This window comes from Alkalihalobacillus sp. CinArs1 (assembly GCF_947387515.1).
Lineage (GTDB): Bacteria > Bacillota > Bacilli > Bacillales > Guptibacillaceae > Guptibacillus.
Genome location: NZ_CANDOB010000008.1, coordinates 24293 through 44787 on the forward strand (window position 1 = coordinate 24293; position 20495 = coordinate 44787).

20 protein-coding genes are annotated in these 20495 nt (G+C 40.9%); 1 reads left to right on the plus strand and 19 read right to left on the minus strand.

All coding sequences use genetic code 11. The features are described from left to right. Positions 1-72 precede the first annotated feature (72 nt). From spoVT to metG, 19 genes are all read right to left on the minus strand, one after another. Positions 73-603 carry a stage V sporulation protein T gene (gene spoVT, locus PFZ69_RS20230; protein ID WP_270182901.1) on the minus strand — a complete coding sequence of 177 codons (531 nt, stop codon included), beginning with the start codon at positions 601-603 and terminating at the stop codon, positions 73-75. Between the two features lie 145 nt (positions 604-748). After that, the gene (gene mfd, locus PFZ69_RS20235) at positions 749-4282 is read right to left on the minus strand and encodes a transcription-repair coupling factor (RefSeq protein ID WP_270182902.1); all 3534 of its coding nucleotides are present in this window, start codon (positions 4280-4282) and stop codon (positions 749-751) included. Positions 4283-4368: 86 nt separating this feature from the next. After that, the gene (locus PFZ69_RS20240; protein WP_270182903.1) at positions 4369-4599 is read right to left on the minus strand and encodes an anti-sigma-F factor Fin family protein; all 231 of its coding nucleotides are present in this window, start codon (positions 4597-4599) and stop codon (positions 4369-4371) included. Positions 4600-4656: 57 nt separating this feature from the next. Beyond that, the gene (pth, locus tag PFZ69_RS20245; RefSeq protein WP_270182904.1) at positions 4657-5214 is read right to left on the minus strand and encodes an aminoacyl-tRNA hydrolase; all 558 of its coding nucleotides are present in this window, start codon (positions 5212-5214) and stop codon (positions 4657-4659) included. Positions 5215-5337: 123 nt separating this feature from the next. Beyond that, complete coding sequence (locus PFZ69_RS20250) at positions 5338-5991, minus strand: 50S ribosomal protein L25/general stress protein Ctc (RefSeq protein WP_270182905.1); 654 nt, start codon at positions 5989-5991, stop codon at positions 5338-5340. Between the two features lie 92 nt (positions 5992-6083). Beyond that, the gene (locus PFZ69_RS20255) at positions 6084-7034 is read right to left on the minus strand and encodes a ribose-phosphate diphosphokinase (protein ID WP_270182906.1); all 951 of its coding nucleotides are present in this window, start codon (positions 7032-7034) and stop codon (positions 6084-6086) included. Positions 7035-7130: 96 nt separating this feature from the next. Continuing rightward, positions 7131-8498, minus strand: a complete 1368-nt coding sequence (gene glmU, locus PFZ69_RS20260; protein WP_270182907.1) for a bifunctional UDP-N-acetylglucosamine diphosphorylase/glucosamine-1-phosphate N-acetyltransferase GlmU — start codon at positions 8496-8498, stop codon at positions 7131-7133. A gap of 208 nt (positions 8499-8706) precedes the next feature. Beyond that, the gene (gene spoVG / locus PFZ69_RS20265; protein ID WP_224885464.1) at positions 8707-8997 is read right to left on the minus strand and encodes a septation regulator SpoVG; all 291 of its coding nucleotides are present in this window, start codon (positions 8995-8997) and stop codon (positions 8707-8709) included. Positions 8998-9136: 139 nt separating this feature from the next. Continuing rightward, positions 9137-9511, minus strand: a complete 375-nt coding sequence (locus PFZ69_RS20270; RefSeq protein WP_270182908.1) for a RidA family protein — start codon at positions 9509-9511, stop codon at positions 9137-9139. Next, positions 9508-10362, minus strand: coding sequence for a pur operon repressor (purR, locus tag PFZ69_RS20275; protein WP_270182909.1), 855 nt, complete (start codon positions 10360-10362; stop codon positions 9508-9510). The genes PFZ69_RS20270 and purR overlap by 4 nt, the downstream gene beginning before the upstream one ends. 59 nt (positions 10363-10421) lie before the next feature. After that, positions 10422-11288, minus strand: a complete 867-nt coding sequence (gene ispE / locus PFZ69_RS20280) for a 4-(cytidine 5'-diphospho)-2-C-methyl-D-erythritol kinase (protein WP_270182928.1) — start codon at positions 11286-11288, stop codon at positions 10422-10424. Positions 11289-11818: 530 nt separating this feature from the next. Continuing rightward, positions 11819-12001, minus strand: coding sequence for a small, acid-soluble spore protein, alpha/beta type (locus tag PFZ69_RS20285; RefSeq protein ID WP_224885480.1), 183 nt, complete (start codon positions 11999-12001; stop codon positions 11819-11821). Positions 12002-12146: 145 nt separating this feature from the next. Continuing rightward, entirely contained in the window at positions 12147-12404 is a 258-nt protein-coding gene (gene veg, locus PFZ69_RS20290) for a biofilm formation stimulator Veg (protein ID WP_270182910.1), read from the minus strand. 214 nt (positions 12405-12618) lie between these two features. Continuing rightward, entirely contained in the window at positions 12619-13497 is an 879-nt protein-coding gene (gene yabG, locus PFZ69_RS20295; protein ID WP_270182911.1) for a sporulation peptidase YabG, read from the minus strand. 151 nt (positions 13498-13648) lie between these two features. Beyond that, positions 13649-14527, minus strand: a complete 879-nt coding sequence (rsmA, locus tag PFZ69_RS20300) for a 16S rRNA (adenine(1518)-N(6)/adenine(1519)-N(6))-dimethyltransferase RsmA (protein WP_270182912.1) — start codon at positions 14525-14527, stop codon at positions 13649-13651. Next, a complete protein-coding gene (rnmV, locus tag PFZ69_RS20305) occupies positions 14524-15081 on the minus strand; it encodes a ribonuclease M5 (RefSeq protein ID WP_270182913.1) in 558 nt (185 codons plus the stop codon). Before rnmV ends, rsmA begins: the two co-directional genes overlap by 4 nt. A 146-nt stretch (positions 15082-15227) precedes the next feature. Then, the gene (locus tag PFZ69_RS20310) at positions 15228-16466 is read right to left on the minus strand and encodes a G5 and 3D domain-containing protein (RefSeq protein ID WP_270182914.1); all 1239 of its coding nucleotides are present in this window, start codon (positions 16464-16466) and stop codon (positions 15228-15230) included. 209 nt (positions 16467-16675) lie between these two features. After that, complete coding sequence (locus tag PFZ69_RS20315; RefSeq protein WP_270182915.1) at positions 16676-17446, minus strand: TatD family hydrolase; 771 nt, start codon at positions 17444-17446, stop codon at positions 16676-16678. 250 nt (positions 17447-17696) lie between these two features. Continuing rightward, positions 17697-19637, minus strand: a complete 1941-nt coding sequence (gene metG, locus PFZ69_RS20320) for a methionine--tRNA ligase (RefSeq protein WP_270182916.1) — start codon at positions 19635-19637, stop codon at positions 17697-17699. Between the two features lie 530 nt (positions 19638-20167). Between metG and PFZ69_RS20325 the strand changes: the two genes are divergently transcribed. Further along, entirely contained in the window at positions 20168-20449 is a 282-nt protein-coding gene (locus PFZ69_RS20325) for an AbrB/MazE/SpoVT family DNA-binding domain-containing protein (protein ID WP_270182917.1), read from the plus strand. The last annotated feature ends 46 nt before the right edge of the window (positions 20450-20495 follow it).

The following is a 20495-nucleotide window of genomic DNA, read 5'->3' on the forward strand; positions in this document are numbered from 1 at the left end:
ATGTACGAATTATATCATACGATCATCTTTTTCAAATAAAAAATGGAGGCAACACGGCCTCCATAGCTTGTCCTATTGCTCCATCTGCCTGGCCAAAAAGCCAGCTGCAGTTTCTGCGAGCTTTTGTTCTAATTCTGTGACTTGCTCTGCTTCTTTCGCTAGTAGAATAACTGATCCGATCGGGTCCCCATTCGCAATGATCGGAGCGATAACGTGTCCAGTGTCATTGGGAACACTGTCAATAAGTTCTGCGCTAGCAGGATTCAAAAGACACTTACGTTCATTCATAGACTTTTCTACAGTGCTCCCAATGCTCTTGTTCAAGTACTCTTTCTTTGGACCGCCTGCAGCAGCGATGTACACGTCTCGATCAGAGATCAACGCAATATGCCCAGAGTGCTCTGCCAGGGATTCAGCGTATTCTCTTGCAAAATCACCAAGCTCACTAATCGGAGAGTATTTCTTTAAAATAACTTCTCCTTCACGATCCACAAAAATTTCTAATGGATCTCCTTCCCTTATTCTTAGGGTTCTGCGAATTTCTTTTGGTATGACAACACGACCTAAGTCATCAATACGACGAACGATACCTGTTGCTTTCATCTAAGTTGCCTCGCTTTCTAGAAATGTAAGTTTCTTCAACCATTGATGATTAACTGATCTACAATATCTTTCCATTAGTATCTTTTCGTCTATTGAGTTCTATTCATAAAACTGTCAAATTTATGTTGTTCACCCAAAATCGCCTTTATTTCGCATTCATCGGCTGCTTCATTGCTTTTTTAATTTTCTTTAGCACTTGTTCAACGAGCTGAAGGTGAGGTTTAGTTTCAAGACCCCTTCCTTTAACTGTGATCGAGACTTTATTGCCGTCTGCACCTAGGGCTAATTTATTTCCATATTCATTGGCCACTTCAAATATCGTTTCTCCCCCGATCGCATCGCGTGCAGATTCATGGAAGAGAAGCTTGATATCTTTTTTACTTCGACTAATCTTTTCAACCTTCAATTCTTTCGCCATTTCTTTTAGTCGGGAGATTTGGAACAAGTAATCGACTTCTTCAGGGAAATCACCGAATCGATCCATCATCTCATCCTGAAGGTCCATGATGTCTTTTAACGATTCGATTGAACGGAAGCGTTTATACATATCGATCTTTTGCTTTTCGTCACTAATGTACGTACCTGGAATATACGCATCGACTTCAACATCGATTTCGACCGTGAATTCAGGCTCTTTCGGCTTTTCTCCTTTTCGCTCTTCAATGGCATCTTTAAGCATTTGAGAATACAAATCAAAACCTACCGAGTCGATAAAGCCGTGCTGTTCAGCTCCAAGAAGATTTCCGGCTCCTCTGATGGATAGATCTCGCATCGCAATCTTAAATCCTGAACCTAATTCAGTAAATTCCTTAATCGCTTGCAACCTTTTCTCTGCAACTTCTGTTAGGACTTTGTCACGCTGATACGTGATGTATGCGTAAGCCACTCGATTCGATCGCCCTACACGTCCTCTTAGTTGGTAAAGCTGTGAAAGTCCCATCTTATCTCCGTCATAAACGATAAGCGTGTTCACATTAGGGATATCTACTCCCGTTTCAATAATCGTTGTGCTTACAAGTACGTCATAGTTTCCATCGAGAAAATCAATCATAACGGATTCCAGCTCATTTTCACCCATTTGCCCATGTGCGAACGTTACTCTTGCTTCTGGCACGAGCGTTTGGATTTGATCTGCCATATACTCGATCGACTCGACGCGATTATATAGGAAGTAAACCTGGCCTCCACGCGCAAGTTCTCTCTCAATCGCTTCTCTCACTAACGTTCCACTATGTTCAACCACATACGTTTGGACTGGGAAACGATTTTCTGGAGGAGTTTCAATGACAGAAAGATCTCGCACTCCAAGCATCGACATGTGAAGCGTTCGCGGAATAGGAGTAGCAGTTAATGTAAGAACATCAACATTTGCTTTAAGTTTCTTGATCTTCTCTTTATGTGTGACGCCAAATCGCTGTTCTTCATCCACAATCAGCAATCCTAATTGACTATAGGTAACATCCTTCGAGAGCAAACGATGCGTCCCGATCACAATATCGACCGTTCCGTTCTTCAAACCTTTTAACGTTTCATTTTGCTCTTTTCTTGAACGGAAGCGACTTAGTAACCCTATATTAATAGGGTGGTCAGCAAAACGCTCTCGTATCGTTTCAAAATGCTGCTGCGCAAGAATTGTGGTAGGAACGAGTAAAGCAACCTGTTTTCCATCCATAATTGCTTTAAATGCCGCACGAATACTCACTTCCGTTTTCCCATACCCTACGTCACCACATAGGAGACGGTCCATCGGACGAGACTTTTCCATATCTTCTTTAATTTCCTGGATCGCTCTTAGTTGATCATCAGTTTCTTGGTATGGGAAGGCAGCTTCAAATTCCTTCTGCTCAAGCGTGTCTTTTTCAAAGCTATGACCGACGCTTGCCTCACGTTCCGCGTATAACTTGATCAAATCATCTGCAATATCTTCAACAGATGATTGTACTTTTCGCTTAACTTTCTTCCATTCCGTTCCGCCTAACTTATATAACTTAGGCTCTTTTCCTTCAGACCCCACATATTTTTGAACCTGGTCGATCTGATCTACCGGTACGTATAAATTGTCATTCCCTGCATAGCTAACATAGAGGTAGTCCTTGTGGATTCCTCCCACTTCAAGCGTTTTTATGCCAAGGTATTTTCCAATACCATGGTTTACGTGAACAATATAGTCACCGACTTTTAACTCGGAATAACTCTTAATCCGTTCAGCATTGGACATCTTTTGTGAGCGACGTGGCTTTTTAGACTGCTTAGTAAACACTTCTGCTTCTGTTAAGACAGCAAGTTTTTGCATTGGAAGCTCAAAGCCTCCATTAAGACTGCCGATCAACATTTGCGGTTTATTATGTGAGATCGGTGAATCTTGTTCTACCACCATCGCTTCGATATCATAATCCTCTAACACACGTTCTAAGCGTTTACGCCGCTCTTCGGTAGCTGCAAGAAAAACAATGGCCATTCCACTTTTCTTCCAGCGCTCGATTTCACTCGTTAACACCTTCATCTGTCCATGGAAATTCTGCATCGCTTTACAAGAAACATTGATGATGTTTTGAGGGTTTGTATAAGGAACATGCCTCAAAAAAATCGATAAGTATAGAGTAACGTGTTCAGGTTGAGTAAATAACGCATCATAAGACCTCGATAACGAAACAGAAGAAACGATTTCTCCTTGTTTTAACAAAGCAGTTTGCCACTCAGCTTCTTCTTTGTCCAGGTCTGAAGACATTTCTTGTATACGGCTGACTTCATCAAAAACGACCAGACCATCATCCGGTAAATAATCTAGTAAACTGGCTGGTTGATCGTAGTAAAAGTCCATGTACTTAATGATACCTTGAAAATTTTGGTTGTTCTTTAACTGATCGATTTCATATGTGATGTTCTGATGCATCGCTTCCTTGGCCTTCTGGTCTTTTACCTTCTTAAGGGAAGCTTGTAGTTCTTTCTGCAGTCGCTCTGCCCCTTTTTCAAATTGTTCAGGATACAGCACGACTTCTTCTGCAGGACCAATCGTAATTTGTTCTGTTTTATTAGCAGAACGCTGCGATTCAATATCGAAGAACCGTATCGAATCTACTTCAGTATCAAAAAGTTCAATACGAATTGGATTGTTTTCTGTTAGTGGATAGACGTCGATGATACCACCACGCACGCTAAATTCGCCTGGAGAAGATACCATAGGTACTCTGTCATATCCAAGCGATACAAATTTATTGAGCGTTTCATCTAGAGGGATGTCATCTCCAACATTAAACGTAACCTGACTTTTCTCCCAAATATCTTTTGGAGGCAAATAGCGACGAACACCAGATATTGGTGCGATTACGATTCCTTTCTTGTTCTTGATCCAATAATTCAAGGCTTCCATTCTCTGACCTCTGAGCTCAGGGCTAGCTATCGCAATTTCTGAAGAGATCAGTTCATTTACCGGGTATAAGTAGACTTCATCCGCCGGAACCAGTTCACTCATATCCTCATATAGTTTTTGAGCTTGAAACAAGTTATGGGTAATGATGAGCTGGGGACGTTTTGTTTCGTGGTAAAGGGAAGCCATTAAAAGCATCCGTGCAGAACCAGACAAGCCTGCTACGAGCTGCTCTTTGAGTCCTTCTTTCACACCGGAAAAAATAGACTGAAACTCATCACCTTTACTAAAATATTCTCTTAGGCCTAACATCGTTTGCTTATTCTCCCCTCTCATTCTTAAAAGCAGCGAATCACTTTTAAGAACGCAAAAATGCTTTGGTTTCCGCCCAAAGCCTCTTATTGAATAAATGTGTCTAATTCATGGTAAGATGGTGTTCTTTCCATCGCATCATGACAATCCTCGCAAATTGTCTTCACTGTAATTGTACCATCCTGTTTATATTCAATCATCGATTGCCGCTCTTCTTGAGTAAGCTGATGAAAGCCCAATCCTTCTGCTGAACAATCGTTTTGATTCAGTGTGCCAACCTGCACGTCGCAATGGCGACATACATAATGAATAGTCATCGTTTTTCCTCCCTGTCATTACCTAATTTTAGTATTGACGGGAGAAAGAACGGATATTCAAGCGTTGTATTGATTCATCACTTCCGGGAAGGACTCAGTTGTCCAAGCTTCGCAAGCTTTTACTGTTCGCTCAATAGCTTCTTGAATTGGTGGTTGTTCTTCTTTTGAAAATGGTTTTAGCACATAGTCGATAACAGAGTCTCTACCAGAACGGTCAATTCCAATTCTCACTCTCTTAAATTCTTGGGTGTGAACGTGAGCGATGATTGATTTCATCCCGTTATGGCCACCAGCGCTTCCTTTCTGACGAAGTCTCACTTTACCAGTCGGTAGATCGAGGTCGTCATAAATGACAAGAAGGTCATCCACCTCAATATTAAAGTATTCCATCAAGGGTCTAACCGATTCACCGGATAGATTCATATAAGTTTGCGGCTTGAGTAAAAAGACCGTCTCTCCATTCACCATACCTTTTCCATATAGCCCATTAAACTTTTTTTGGTCGACGGAGATGCCGAGCTCCTTTGAAAGTTCATCTATCGCCATAAACCCAACGTTGTGGCGTGTGTTATTAAATTTTTTACCAGGATTTCCGAGGCCTACTATAAGTTTCAACTGTTAACGTCCTACCTTTCGTTACTTTTCTTCTATCGTATCAAAAAAACCATTCAATATTCATCGATCGAAGAAATTAATTCTGTAAAAAAGACGTAACCGACCAGGTTACGTCTTTGCTGTTTATTCTGTTTTCGTTGTTTCATCGTCTGTTTCTTCAACTTCGTCAGCAGGTGGCTCTTCTGCCACTTCATCTGCTTCTTCTTCATCTTCAACAGGTTCTTTCGTTGGAGGAACGACAGATGCAATCGGTTCTTCTCCATCAACCACAATCTCGTATTTATTACTTGTCGGAAGATCACTGATGAGAACAGCGTCTCCTACATTCAATTCAGTAATATCAACGTCGATACTATCTGGGAAATCATTAGGTTTTGCTTTTACTGTGATTTCATGAAGCATTTGCTGTACAACGCCACCGTCTTTGTCGCCTTGTGCAGTTCCTTTTAAGTGAACAGGAACTTCAGCTTCAACTTCTTTATCAAGGTCTACTGAATAGAAATCTACGTGCAAGATTTGGTTTTTCAGAGGATCAACCTGTAAGTCATACACCATTACAGGATATTTTCCCTGTCCTTCAAAATCAAGCTCGATAACACCGTTCTTACCTACATCACGGTAGACTTTGACAAATTCAAGAGCATCGACTGACACCGGTGCGCTTGAACGATCCTTGCCGTATAGTACCGCCGGAAGACCTTCCTTCTCTTCACGTAGTACTCTTAATTCGCTTCTCTTTGTTGTATTACGATCTAATGCTTTTAATGTTGCTGCCATTTGGAAATCACCTTCCTGAATAGGTTTTATGTCTTCTATATGAATACCCTTATCCAGTAAGTAATAAACCTTGTATTTAAATCTTATTTTTCTTAATCGAAGAGTTTGCTGACAGAAAGCTGCTCATGAACACGGATAATCGCTTCGCCTAGTAGCGGAGCAACTGATAGTTGAGTGATCTTATCGATTTGCTTTTCTTCGTGTAGCGGGATCGTATTCGTTACAGCTAATTCTTTAATTTTGGAATTATCGATCCTTTCGATTGCCGGTCCAGATAGAACAGGGTGTGTACAACAAGCATATACTTCTTTCGCACCATTCTCTACGAGGGCATTTGCTGCGAGCGTAATCGTACCTGCAGTATCGATAATGTCGTCGATAATGATCGCAGTTTTGCCTTCGATATTTCCGACGATGTTCATCACTTCCGCCACATTCGGACGCGGGCGACGCTTATCGATGATTGCGATTGGTGCTTTTAGACGTTCAGCAAGCTTACGAGCTCTTGTTACACCACCGTGATCCGGAGAAACGACTACTATATCATCTAAATCTTTCTCCTCAAAATGTTTAGCAAGTGTTGGTACACCGAGTAGTTGATCGACAGGAATATCAAAGAATCCCTGGATTTGAGACGCATGAAGATCGAGCGTGATCAAACGGGAAACACCTGCTACTTCGAGCAAGTTTGCCATCAACTTAGCCGTAATAGGCTCTCTTGATCTTGCCTTACGGTCCTGACGTGCATAGCCGTAATACGGAATCACGACATTGATGGTTTTTGCAGAAGCACGCTTTAAAGCATCAACCATAATAAGAAGTTCCATGATGTTTTCGTTTACAGGTGAACATGTGGACTGAATAACATACACGTCACAACCACGAATACTTTCTTCAATATTAATCTGAATCTCGCCGTCGCTAAAACGAACTACCGAACACTTTCCCATATGAACACCAATATGTTCAACAATTTCCTCCGCAAGGTCAGGATTCGAGTTTAAACTAAACACTTTCAAGTTTGGATCTAAATAATTAGCCATTGGCCGTTACCCCTCCATTATTTAATAAGAAAAGTACAAACGCTCAAGTGACAGAGCGCTGATTCGCACTACGTTGCTTTCTTATTGTTTCAAAAATTACTTTTCGGTTGATTTCGAAGCATAGTCTTCTTTATTTGTTTGACGAGAACGTGCAATTGACAAGGCTTGTTCAGGCACATCATCTGTGATGGTTGAGCCTGCTGCTACAAAAGCTCCTTTACCTACATTAACAGGTGCAATGAGATTTACATTACAGCCAATAAACGCTCCATCTTCTACTTTTGTGAGGTATTTATTCTTACCATCGTAATTTACGGTGATTGAACCACAGCCGAGGTTCACATCTTTACCGATCTCAGCGTCGCCGATATAGCTGAGGTGAGAGGCTTTACTTCCTTCTCCCATTACTGACTTCTTCACTTCTACAAAATTCCCGATCTTTACGCCATCGTGAATTTGAGAGGAAGGACGCACGTGTGCAAAAGGTCCAATCGTCACTTCTGAGCCTACTTCGCTATTATGAACGACAGATTGCTTCACTACACTCTTACTACCGATTTTACTATCTTTAATTTCACTGTTCGGACCAATAGCAGACTCTTCACCGATAACAACTTCTCCATTAATAGTCGTACCAGGATAAATCACAGTGTCTTGTCCGATTACCGCTTCAGAAGAAATATACGTTGCATCTGGATCGATAAGAGTAACTCCATTACGCATATGTTTCTCATTAATACGCTTTTTCATAGCTTGTTCTGCACGAGAAAGTGCTACGCGGTCATTAACTCCCATGGTTTCATTGAAATCTGCCGTTTGATAAGCAGCAACAATTTCTCCTTTTTGCTGAAGAATTTCAACGACATCTGGTAAGTAGTACTCACCTTGTGAATTTTCATTATTCACTAACTGCAACGTCTCGAAGAGTGTCTTATTATCAAAGCAGTATGTACCTGTGTTGATTTCAGTTACTTTTTGTTCTGCTTCGTTTGCGTCTTTTTGTTCGACGATACGCTGAACGCTTCCATGATCATCACGGATAATACGGCCATAACCAAACGGATTATCTGCTTTCGCAGTCAGAATCGTAGCTTTAGCATCTTGCTCTTCGTGATATGAAAGAAGTGAATCCATCGTTTCTTTCGTAATCAAAGGGGTGTCACCACATACAACTAGCGTTACTCCATCCTTATCAGAAAGGATATCTTTAGCTTGCATAACCGCATGAGCTGTACCAAGCTGTTCTTCCTGAAGAACATACTCAGACCGCTTCCCTAGCTGTTCACTTACCATTTCAGCTCCGTGCCCAACAACAGTCACAACATTTTCTAGCTCAAGCGCATTAAGTTGGTCGACGACATGTTCTACCATCGGCTTTCCACAAACAGGGTGAAGGACTTTGTATAGCTTTGACTTCATACGTGTACCTTGACCTGCTGCCAATACCACTGCGTATCTATTCATGTATATGGAACCTCCATTGTATCCTTTTTTTCCACTATGACTATATCTTAAAAACCCCTTATTTTCAAGGAAGTTCCCTAAATATCAAGCATTTTACATTTCAAACGAAATAATCGTCAATTTCTTGAAACAACTCTTCCATATTAATGTAGAGACCGATCCTTTTTGCATATAAAAAAGCCCGGTCGATTGACCGGGCTTTCACCTATTAAGAAGCACCTGCTTCTTCATATGCGGATTCCATTTCTCCAACACGATGATATTCAGCTAGGACAGCTGATTGAATTTTTTCCCTTGTATTCGAGGAAATCGGATGAGCGATATCGCGAAATTCTCCATCTGGAGTTCTTTTGCTTGGCATCGCTACAAACATGCCGTTATTTCCATCAATAACACGAATATCATGAACAACAAATTCATGATCCATAGTGATGGAAGCGATTGCGCGCATGCGTCCTTCCGTATTCACACGACGTAGGCGAACATCTGTAATTTCCACCTGTTAGTACACCACCTTTTTCCATTAGTTAGAGCATATATGCAATATTCAACTTATTTACAAAAATCCCTTCTTCAAAAAATAAAAAATGTTATAAAAATTTATTTAGATATAAAAAAACACCCAAAAATTGAGTGTTTTATCGAACGAGAGCGATGACTTCCATTTCTACTAATGCGTCTTTTGGTAAGCGAGCTACTTCTACGCACGATCTAGCCGGCTTATGTTCTGAGAAATACTCCCCATATACCTCATTGATAGAGCCAAACTGATTCATATCTTTTATAAATACCGTCGTTTTCACTACGTCTTCTAATGAAGAGCCAGCAGCTTCAAGAACAGCTTTAACGTTAGCAAATACTTGATGCGTCTGTTCTTCGATTCCTTCACCAACCATGGTTCCATCTGGCTTTAACGGGATTTGACCTGAACTATAAAATAAATTGTTCACGATGATTCCTTGAGAGTATGGTCCAATTGCTTCTGGTGCTTCTTGCGTAAACACGTTCTTCATTCGGTTTCCACTCCTTGTGTTGAATTCTCGAGAAAATCTCTGTAGTTCCCTGGAGCTACTTGAATGGTTCGCTGTTTCATATCGACTCCACCGAGATTCATCATCGATACATATTCTTCAACTAACCTTTCTTCTCCTTCACCTTCTGCTTCAACGAGAACACCGATTCCCGCTACTTCAGCCTGAAATTCTTCAAGAAGATTCACCATTCCTTGAATGGTTCCACCTACTTTCATGAAATCATCAACGATTAATACGTTTGCCCCGGGCTGCAGGCTTCTTCTCGCTAAAGCCATCGTTTGGATTCGTTTCGAAGACCCTGAGACATAATTAATGCTCACAGTAGAACCTTCCGTAACTCTACTGTCTCGACGAACGATCACGACTGGTACATTCAAATGACTTGCCACTGCGTATGCGAGCGGAATCCCTTTTGTAGCTACCGTCATAACCACGTCGATGTCTCGATTCGCAAAAACAGAAGCAAACAAGCGCCCTACCTGATTCATCATTTCTGGATTTCCAAGAATATCTGTTAAATATAAATATCCACCAGGCAATAACCGTTCTGGACTTTCTAAAAACTCACAGAGTTCAGAAACGACTTTATCTGCTTCGGGACGACTGATCAATGGGATGTACCGCACTCCCCCCGCTGCCCCTGGGACAGTTAACAATGAGCCTACACCTTGTTGCTCAAAGTTTTCTTTGATGATTACCAGATCCTCACTAATGGAGGATTTAGCTGCTCCATATCGTTCAGAGAAATTTGTTAATGATACTAACCGATGCGGATGCTCAAGTAGGTACCTTGTCATGTCCACCAGTCGAGAACTTCGCTTCATCTTCATAGAAGAACCTCCAAAATCCGAATAATTAACAATAATATACCACTAACATACGGATTTTATCAAGGGTTCTTCTCGCCTAGCAGCCTAACAGCATAAACCTGATCACAAAAGCCTCGTAATCCGTTATAAATTCTCTGCATGCGCGATTCATGTCTCGTTAACCCAAATACAGTTGGACCGCTACCACTCATCAAGACACCATCAGCACCAAGCTGTTCCATCTTTTCTTTAATCTGACGGACTTCAGGATGAAGTTCGAGTGTAACATCCTCTAGTACATTCCCGAGTTTAGCACAGATTGAATCGTAATCCTTTGATTCAACTGCATTTATCATCCCTTTAATATCAGGGTGAATCATATTCGATGTGTTTAGTCTCTTATACACATCGGCAGTTGAAACTCCGATCGAAGGCTTCGCAAGAACGACCCAGCACGGCGGAGGTGCGTCGATCGGTGTAATGATCTCTCCTCTTCCTCTCGCAACTGCTGTGCCACCATATACGCAAAACGCTACATCAGAGCCTATTTCTGATCCAAGCTCAGCAAGTTCATCATAACTGAGGCCTAACTCCCAAAGCTCATTCAATCCACGAAGAGTCGCAGCAGCGTCACTGCTCCCACCTGCTAGACCCGCAGCAACTGGAATTTGTTTATCGATCTTAATCGATATCCCTTTCTTGATCGAAAAGCGTTCTTTCAATAAGGCCGCTGCTTGATAAGCTAAATTTCTCTTGTCATCTGGAACGAAGCCACTCGTTGACTCAAGAACAATGCTATTGTACCTTAGCTCAGAAAGCTCCAAGCGATCAGCTAGATCTACATTCGTCATCACCATCTCTACTTCATGAAAACCATCAGATCGTTTATACAACACATCAAGCGCCAAATTGATTTTCGCCGGTGCCTTCACACTTAATTTCTTCATCTCGTTCACCTTCATTTTAGTTCTACCGTTCGACAAATTTATTTCTCCGAATAATTGTAACACAACCGAAAAGCGGAAACGAGCGCTTAGAAACGGAGATATTGGAACTCTTGAAATAGAACACGCTTTTTGTGTTCTGTTGAGAGAGTGAAATATCGCAGTTTCTGCGAGTTGCAGCTGGACATCACGAAAAGCGGAAGTGGCCGTTTAGGTCCGACAAGCGCTGGAGACTTACAAATTGAACACGTTCTTTGTGTTCGAGTTGTAAGTTGAAGCGATCGAGGACCTGGCCACTGCAGCTGGACACCAGAAAGGCGGAAACGAGCGCTTAGAAATGGAGATATTGGAACTCTCGAATGGGAATACGTTTTTTGTATTCCTATGAGAGAGTGAAATATCGGAATTTCTGCGAGTTGCAGCTGGATATCACGAAAAGCGGAAGTGGCCGTTTAGGCTCTACAAGCGCTAGAGAATCTCTCAACCCCAAACAAAAAACCCCGACAATTTGCCGGGGTCCCTCGTCACAGGGTTCAGTGTTTTTGTTGGTTTGCAAGCTGTTCTTGTGCCATTTCAATAGCACGCTTCACGATGTTACCTGCATCGCGAGCTTTGATTCCTCCCCAACCTTCTTTCTGAACCGTATCATAAAATCCAAGCTCTTTCGCAATTTCTTCCTTCAAATGGTCTGACATGATTCCTTTATGTCTGCCCATGCGAATTCAGCTCCTTTCAATCCTGTGACACTCTTAGTGTTAGAATCGAAAGAAGTTGCTATCCCCTTAATATGTATCCAATAATGGGAAGCATTGCAACGAATAGCTCGTTAAAAAAGCAAAAAAAGCAGTTAGACCGATCGCCTTAACCGCTTACTGCTGCTTGTTCTTCGTTAAATGTTAACTGTACTGTTTCGGTCAGTACGTCCGTGTAGCTGTAAGAGACACGTTCAAACGCATTTGTGTCCTGGTCTAGCTTAACAATGAACACTGCCGGGTAGGTTTCTTCAAGGATGCCTGAACGTTGAATTGTCTTCCTGCGACCTCCGTTTGCCTTCAAGGTCAACCGTTTGCCAACTTGGGATTGTAACGTCTGTTTGATCTCTACGATCGTTTTTGCCATAGGAACATCCACCTCACTTAGACAAATTATAACATCTTTTGCGCCGTTTTGTCAAATAAAACTTAAATTATAACAACCAATTAAAAACTATGTCAATTGTTATTTATCAAAGATGTGTAATTTTAGTCTTTGCAAGTTTATCGAAAAATATGTGAATGCGCTTAAAAATCTTCCAATACGCGATTGAAGGATGGTGAGATCACCATCCTTCATCCTATTCTGAATATTCCTCGTGGTCTTTCATCGGCATACCAGTTCTAAGAATTCCCTTTGTTTCTACTCCCCCAAGACCATCTTCTCCTGTTAATGTATTCCTGAGAGCATCCCACACATTTACGTGATCAGTGAACGATGTTAATGCAATTTTTGAAACGATAAACACCGGATCCAACATATGAATGTTAATTCTTGAAGGAGAGCTCGCAAAATTTGCACCGGCGCGAATCAACGATTCGAAGTGTGATTGACAAGCTCCTGCAAAAATAACTAAGTGGTCTAGATTTGGAAAAACACTTCTCACTTCTTTTACAGCACGAACAAAATATCGTGAATTTCGATAGGATTGTAAGTCTTTTTTCTCACCCTTATGTTTACTATATGCATCATGACCTGTGATCACGAGAATATCTGGCCTGACGTTGTTTACCAGCTTGATGATTTTCTCAGGAATTTCACTTTCCTTCATATAAATACCATAGACGGGCACACCTAACCGCTTATACATATCTAGGCATTTATTTAAATATAATGCATCGCCGTCTATATGAAGGATCTTCCCTGGTATTTCGAAAAAACTTGTTTCCTTCTTAAAGTGGTTTGTTGCGGTATATTCTCTCTTCATTCGTAAAAGCTGATAATCTTGACGAAACAATCGAAAAGAATAGTCCTCCTTTTCCTTTATTTGCTCTTGTCTCGACTTGTGCTCCTTCGTATCGATCAGCACAAGATCATCAACTGGCGAGTCAGCGATCAACCTCATATCTTCTCCTACAAGCTCAACAATTTGAGTTGATTCATTCACCTTAGTGATCCTAAAAATTAAATCACAGCCATATGAACGCCTGGCTACGATATCTCCTTCTTTCATTGTCATTGTCTTCCCCCCAGGCCGCTTTACCTCTTTGCTTAAAGCATCACTCTTTTTTTACTATATGAAAGCTCAGTAAAAAGATGAACTCGTAGGAAAAGCTTGAAACGGGCAATTTCTAAATGGACATAAAAAAAGACACTTCATTTGAAGTGTCCTAACTTTCTAATCGACGATAAAAAGCGTTACTCAGCTTTGCAAACTCCTCCATAGAGAGCGTTTCACCACGCCGACTGCCTTCGATATCAGTTTCTTTTAAAACTTCTTCAATCATTGGCTTTTTATCTTTACTTAATAAATTATTTTGCAGATTATTCATTAGCGTCTTTCTTCTTTGTCCAAAGCTTGCACGAATCACTTCAAAAAAGTGCTTCTCACTAAGTAGATCTACCGGAGGCTCTTTCCTTAGCTCTAAGTGTAAAACCGCCGAGTCTACGTTTGGCTTTGGTACAAAGACTGTACTAGGTACGGTAAGTGCAGTCTTTGCTTCAGCATAGTACTGTACAGCTAAAGAAAGTGAGCCATAGTTCTTTGAACCTGGTTTGGCCGCTATACGCTCAGCTACTTCTTTCTGTATCATCACGACGATACCACGCACAGGAAGCTTCTCTTCTAGAAGTTTCATTAATATAGGTGTCGTCACATAATAAGGAAGGTTTGCAACTACCATTAAATCTTGGCCGCTCTCAAACTCCTCTTCGATCACTTTGTGTACATCAGCTTCTAGAACATCAGCGTGACGTATGGTGACATTCGGATATGGAGATAGCGTATCCGCGAGAATCGGTAGTAACCTTTGGTCAATTTCAAACGCGACTACTTTATTTGCTTGCTTAGCCAACTTCTCTGTTAACGCACCAATCCCCGGGCCAATTTCAATTGCGCCAGATCCAGCCGTAAGGTTTGCCTGATTAACGATCTTTGTAAGGACGTTCGAATCGATCAGAAAGTTTTGTCCTAGACTTTTCTTAAATGTAAAACCGTATTTTTCTAATATTGCTTTCGTTCTCACAGGTGTTGAGATTTCTTTATTCATTCTTGTTCCTCCTGTAGTACTTCTTCAAATGCGAGTATAAACTCTTCTTTTGAAATCTGAAACATTTGTAGTCTTTTATAGAGCTGCTTTCCATTCATATAGCCCATTTGAAGCTTTTCACCTAGCGCCTGCCTTCTCGCCTTAGCTTTTGGACCTACTACGAGACCAGCGTCGATTAAATCTTCCCATTCGATCAAAATGTCTGGTGCCTCAAACTCTTCTCTTACCGTGAGGATTGCATCACGAATCGCTTCAGATGAGGCGTGTTCGATACCAACCTTTTTTCCATTCGCAGAAATCGCATACTTTTTGTTTAAAAAGGCATGCTTACAGGAAGGAAGCCTTTGACTAATAATTTGTCTTATACGAGTGCCTGGATAGTCGGGATCTGTAAAAATGATAACCCCTCTTTTTTTCGCAGCAAGTTCGATCCTCTTAAGCGTTTCTTCGCTTATCTCAGAACCATTCGTCTCTAATGTATCAGCATCAACTGCTCGTTTAATAGCGAGTGAATCATTTTTTCCTTCTACTACAATGATTTCTTTAACTTTCACAATACGTCCTCCAGAAATGAAACCTTTTCGATTCCTAATTCGTCTATATTAATAGCTATGTCCATCACAGTCTTTTATTTTTCATATAAAAAACACAGAGAGAGAAAAATCCCCCTCTGTGTTACTAGCATATCATAGATCTTGTCCTAATTTAGAATCGTAATTTTCACTGACTTACGTCCCCAAGCATAGGCAGCTGATTTTGAAGAGAAGAATACGTCGATCTTGTTTCCTTTGATCGCACCACCAGTATCCGCTGCAATAGCTGTACCGTATCCTTCAACGTGTACTTTTGAACCTAGAGGTATGACACTAGGATCAACAGCTATAACTTTAGCACCAGGGTTAGACTTCAAGTTAAAACCAGTAGCCGTGATGCCTGAGCATCCAGAGCAATTCGCTGTGTAAGCAGTACTTGATACATATAAGACCTTACCACTTGAAGGTTTTGATGATGAAGTAGATTTTTTCTTCGTTGTTGAAGCGGTTTTAGCCGTCTTTTTCTTAGCTGCTGTCTGCTTGATCACCTGTGTACCAACTGCAACAACACGATCGCTACTTTTTTCAACTACTTCTGTTTTCACAAGCTCTCTCGAGACTTCTTTACCGTTCTCAAGAACCACTTCATAGTGCTTCTTTTCCTTACCATTTTTACCTGAATTGATAACCTTTTCTTTGCCCTTTTGCATTGAGCTATCATTCTTGGTAACTGTTGTAAAATCAATCGATTCTTCCACTACATCGGTGACTTTTTCTACTCTTACAACGTTGATGTCAGATCTTGATTTAAGCTTAGTCTCCTTACCTGGCTCAACGCGGTCGAGTTCTCCGAGTTCAATATTCTGCTGTTCTAAAAAGTCAGCGACCGTAGTCGAAGTGGTCCAAACGTCCGTTTGTTTCCCGCCGTCATTGACATTTACCTGGAATGCTTCAGTAATTGAAATCACCATGTCTTTCTTAAGTTCACTGCCCATCGAAACTGATAGCTGGTCATGTTCACTTAAGTTGATCTTCTCTTCTGCTAGTAATTCCTTAACTGTATCTTTCGTAGTCCAAACACGTTCTTCTTTACCGTTCACCTTTATCGTAACTTCCATCGCAGGTTTCCAGATGATTCGATTCCCTCTAGTTAACTCAGCTGAAAGGTCACGGTTTACATAATCGTATTCTCCAACATCGACTTCTTGTTCTTTTAACACATCTCCAACCGTATTTGCATGCGTCTTAACTAGCTTCTCTTCCCCATCTAGGACAAGTGTTACTGAAGCTTTTGTAGTTTCAAACACGATAAAGCCGGAGACTAAACCTAGCACAACCACGCTCAATAGCGCCATAAAAATTTTCTTTCCGGTGTTAGCGGAAAAACTTTGCATCTTGGTTTTCATCGTTTTAGAGTCCTCCTAGAACCGTCTTTGTTTCATAAAGAAAAGCTTCATTCACTCTCACACAAGTCCCGCACTTTGCAAGTTTAATAGATTTGACGCTATTTTCCTCGCAAAATGAAGGGGAAATCATAAAGAAATAGGTTTCACTTTTATAGGGTGAATATCTTATTTCAAAAAGCCTAACTTATCATCGATCGACAGTTTCTTTTTTAACGTTGTATTCCAAATAACCGGATCGCATTGTCGAAAGTTACTTTAGCCAAGTCTTCGTATTCCATATCCTTTAGATCAGCAACCTGTTCAGCTACTAGCTTAACGTACGATGGTTCGTTCCGTTTCCCTCTGTAAGGATGAGGGGCAAGAAATGGACAATCAGTTTCGACAAGAAGGCGTTCAAGAGGCACTTCCTTCGCTACTTCTTTTGGTAGTTTTGCGTTTTTGAATGTTACTGGACCACCTAAAGAAATATAAAAGTTCATGTCCAAGCACTCGTTCGCTTCTTCAACTGTGCCTGCGAAGCAATGCATGATGCCGCCAACTTCAGATGCATCTTCTTCTTTAAGAATATCGATAACATCCCTTGTCGCTTCACGGTTATGTATGATGATCGGTAGTTTCACTTTCTTTGCAAGTTGTATTTGCTTTCGAAAAACTTCTTTTTGAATGTCATGTGGTGACTTGTCCCAATGATAGTCAAGTCCCATCTCGCCTATGGCAACTACCTTCGGATGTTCTGCGAGTTTTTCAATCCACGCCAGGTCTTCCTCTTTCATGTCGACAGCATCTACTGGATGCCAACCTACTGCAGCGTATAGAAAGTCATACTCTTCAACAAGCTTCATAGCATTCGTTATTGTTTCATGGTCGAAACCAACGACAATCATCTTACTTACCCCAGCTTCTCGAGCGCGATCAATAACCTCTTTCTTATCTTCGGAAAATTGTTCAACGTTCAAATGGGTGTGCGTGTCGAATAGCATGAAAAAACTCCTTTTCCGTATAGTACGAAGCAAGTGTATCAAATGTACTAGTTATTTTCTAATGCTAAACAGTTTCAATTCAATTACAATTCCGTTACAAACGACAAATAACACCCATTTTTATTGTTAACTTAAAACTATTTTTGGTTATTAAAAAGGAATTGCTGATGGTAAAAGAGAACTATTGCAAGGAATATATTGTGAAATTAAAAGTAAAAAAGACCCGGTCCAAGGACCGAGTCTCACACAATTATTTAATTTGGGTTCCATTTGGTAAACTGTCAGCTATTGTTGACAGCTTCAGTTCACCGTCATGTTCACCAGCAAGGATCATGCCTTCTGACAGTTCGCCTCTTAGTTTTACAGGCTTCAGGTTAGAGACGCATACAACTTTTTTACCAATCAGTTCTTCTGGATTGTAATGTTTTGCGATACCAGAAACAACTTGTCTCGTTTCATAACCAAGGTCTAATTGAAGTTTAAGAAGTTTGTTCGCTTTCTTAACAGGTTCAGCTTCTAATACCTGTGCAACACGAAGGTCTACTTTCGTAAAATCTTCAATCGTTATTTCATCTAGGTCAGGTTTCTCGACAGCTGGTGCTTCCTTAACTTGATTGCCGCCCATCTCTTCAACAATGTGTGCTACTTCTTCATCACGGTCGAGGCGAGGGAATAATGGTGTACCTTTTTGAACCTTAGTACCACCATAACCAGGCTTAAACGTAAGAGAATCCCAGCTCGTACGCTCTCCTTCTTCAATACCGAGCTGAGCCCAAATTTTCTTAGGCGTCTGAGTTAAGAATGGTTGAAGCATAATCGCAACCTGTCTCAATGATTCAGCAAGGTGAACCATAACAGCTCCAAGTTTCTCTTTATTTGAATCATCCTTTGCAAGAACCCATGGCTGTGTCTCATCGATATACTTATTCGTGCGGCTGATGAGTTGCCAAATGGACGTCAATGCTACTGAGAACTCCATATTATCAAGAGATTGCTCAACCTTTTCTACCGTTTGTTCAACTAGTGCTACAAGGTTGTCATCAAATTCCGTTACAGACCCGCTATACGTTGGAACTTGTCCATCAAAATATTTATCGATCATCGCCACAGTACGATTTAAGAGGTTCCCTAAATCATTAGCTAGGTCATGGTTGATACGTTCCACGAAGCTTTCAGGAGTGAAAACCCCATCTGATCCGAATGGAACTTCACGCAGTAGATAGTAACGTAGAGCATCGAGTCCGTAGCGATCGATCAACGTTACAGGGTCAACCACATTTCCTTTCGACTTCGACATCTTGCCATCCTTCATGAGGAGCCAACCGTGCGCGAATACCTTTTTAGGTAAAGGAAGCTCGAGAGACATGAGCATGATCGGCCAATAAATCGTATGGAAGCGAACGATTTCTTTTCCTACCAGGTGAACATCGGCTGGCCAGAACTTATTGTACAGCTCTTCATCGTCTGTTCCATAACCAAGGGAGGTGATGTAATTCGATAGAGCATCGATCCAAACATAAATGACATGCTTAGGGTCGCCCGGGACTTTAACACCCCAGTCGAAAGAAGTTCTTGAAACAGCTAGATCTTCAAGTCCAGGTTTAATGAAATTATTTACCATTTCGTTTTTCCGAGACTCAGGCTGAATAAATTCAGGGTTATCTTCGTAAAATTTCAAAAGTCGATCAGCATACTTACCCATTTTAAAGAAGTACGATTCTTCCTTAACTTTTTCTACTTCTCTACCGCAGTCAGGACACTTTCCGTCAACTAACTGACGCTCTGTAAAGAAGGATTCACACGGGGTACAATACCAACCTTCATATTGATCAAGGTAGATATCACCTTTCTCGTACATCTTTTGAAAGATCTTTTCGACAACTTTCTCGTGGCGCTCTTCAGTTGTTCGAATAAAATCATCATAGCTGATATCTAATTTGTCCCAAAGGTCTTTGATCCCTGAGACGATATCGTCAACATACTGTTGAGGAGTAACGCCTTGCTCTAGGGCTTTCTTTTGAATCTTTTGTCCATGTTCATCCGTTCCTGTGAGGTATTGTACGTCAAATCCTCTCAATCGTTTGTATCTTGCCATCGCATCTCCAGCTACAGTTGTATATGCATGGCCGATGTGCAGCTTACCACTCGGGTAATAAATCGGGGTCGTAATGTAGAACGTTTTGTCACCCATGTCGCTTTCCTCCTTGAATCAAACAATTATCTAGTGAAACAAAAGGTCAATCCCTTTTATTTACGCTAATGATCGTTAGTTAACACTGTTTTGCAGCTCTTTTTTAATAAGGGATAAAAAGCCCCCGTCCAAACAGGACGAGAGCATTCACAACTCTCTTCAACAAATTCAATTAGCATTATAGCCTAAGCTTTATCGCTAGTTACTGGTAGTGCTTCTTCATCAAAATATACCTAATTTAAGGTAGAAATGCAAGAATGTCACTGATTCGCAAAACCGAATCGACAAACCCCCATTTTGTCGAAGGAATCTCGAAAAATATGTCGAAACTTCATAGCATGAAGAGTTCGTATTTTCATAGTATCAGTTCACAAAAACCGTTAAAAACACCTTCATATTAGGAAATATTTACCCTTTGAAAAGGATTGACGGTTATGGGAAACACTGGTATTATATAAACCATAAATAGAGAAATTTGTCGAATCATGACGTATTTAATAAAAAAATTGGGAATAGGGGAGAAATGTATCATGAAATCTACTGGAATTGTACGTAAAGTTGACGAACTAGGCCGTGTTGTAATCCCGATCGAATTACGTCGTACTCTTGGCATCGCTGAAAAGGATGCTCTTGAGATTTATGTGGATGACGACCGCATCGTACTTAAGAAATATAAGCCAAACATGACTTGCCAAGTAACTGGAGAAGTTTCTGATGACAACCTTGCAATCGGCAACGGTAAGATCGTTCTAAGCCGTGAAGGTGCAGAACAAGTACTTGAAGAAATTCAAAAAGCACTAACGAATAAGTAATTACAAAAAAGCTCCTGCGATGCAGGAGCTTTTATTTTGATATAGA

Excerpts from the sequence above, each read along its gene's own strand:
- glmU (WP_270182907.1), bottom strand. The coding sequence starts at position 8,498 with ATGAATAGATACGCAGTGGTATTGGCAGCAGGTCAAGGTACACGTATG.
- spoVT (WP_270182901.1), bottom strand. The coding sequence starts at position 603 with ATGAAAGCAACAGGTATCGTTCGTCGTATTGATGACTTAGGTCGTGTT.
- PFZ69_RS20315 (WP_270182915.1), bottom strand. The coding sequence starts at position 17,446 with ATGCTATTCGACACGCACACCCATTTGAACGTTGAACAATTTTCCGAA.
- ispE (WP_270182928.1), bottom strand. The coding sequence starts at position 11,288 with ATGAAGAAATTAAGTGTGAAGGCACCGGCGAAAATCAATTTGGCGCTT.
- PFZ69_RS20325 (WP_270182917.1), top strand. The coding sequence starts at position 20,168 with ATGAAATCTACTGGAATTGTACGTAAAGTTGACGAACTAGGCCGTGTT.
- PFZ69_RS20240 (WP_270182903.1), bottom strand. The coding sequence starts at position 4,599 with ATGACTATTCATTATGTATGTCGCCATTGCGACGTGCAGGTTGGCACA.
- veg (WP_270182910.1), bottom strand. The coding sequence starts at position 12,404 with ATGGCAAAAACGATCGTAGAGATCAAACAGACGTTACAATCCCAAGTT.
- PFZ69_RS20285 (WP_224885480.1), bottom strand. The coding sequence starts at position 12,001 with ATGGGCAGACATAAAGGAATCATGTCAGACCATTTGAAGGAAGAAATT.
- mfd (WP_270182902.1), bottom strand. The coding sequence starts at position 4,282 with ATGTTAGGCCTAAGAGAATATTTTAGTAAAGGTGATGAGTTTCAGTCT.
- PFZ69_RS20310 (WP_270182914.1), bottom strand. The coding sequence starts at position 16,466 with ATGAAAACCAAGATGCAAAGTTTTTCCGCTAACACCGGAAAGAAAATT.
- PFZ69_RS20250 (WP_270182905.1), bottom strand. The coding sequence starts at position 5,991 with ATGGCAGCAACATTAAAAGCATTAGATCGTAATACAACAAAGAGAAGC.
- yabG (WP_270182911.1), bottom strand. The coding sequence starts at position 13,497 with ATGACAATGAAAGAAGGAGATATCGTAGCCAGGCGTTCATATGGCTGT.
- purR (WP_270182909.1), bottom strand. The coding sequence starts at position 10,362 with ATGAAGATGAAGCGAAGTTCTCGACTGGTGGACATGACAAGGTACCTA.
- metG (WP_270182916.1), bottom strand. The coding sequence starts at position 19,637 with ATGGGTGACAAAACGTTCTACATTACGACCCCGATTTATTACCCGAGT.
- PFZ69_RS20255 (WP_270182906.1), bottom strand. The coding sequence starts at position 7,034 with ATGGCTAATTATTTAGATCCAAACTTGAAAGTGTTTAGTTTAAACTCG.
- rsmA (WP_270182912.1), bottom strand. The coding sequence starts at position 14,527 with ATGAATAAAGAAATCTCAACACCTGTGAGAACGAAAGCAATATTAGAA.
- PFZ69_RS20270 (WP_270182908.1), bottom strand. The coding sequence starts at position 9,511 with ATGAAGAACGTGTTTACGCAAGAAGCACCAGAAGCAATTGGACCATAC.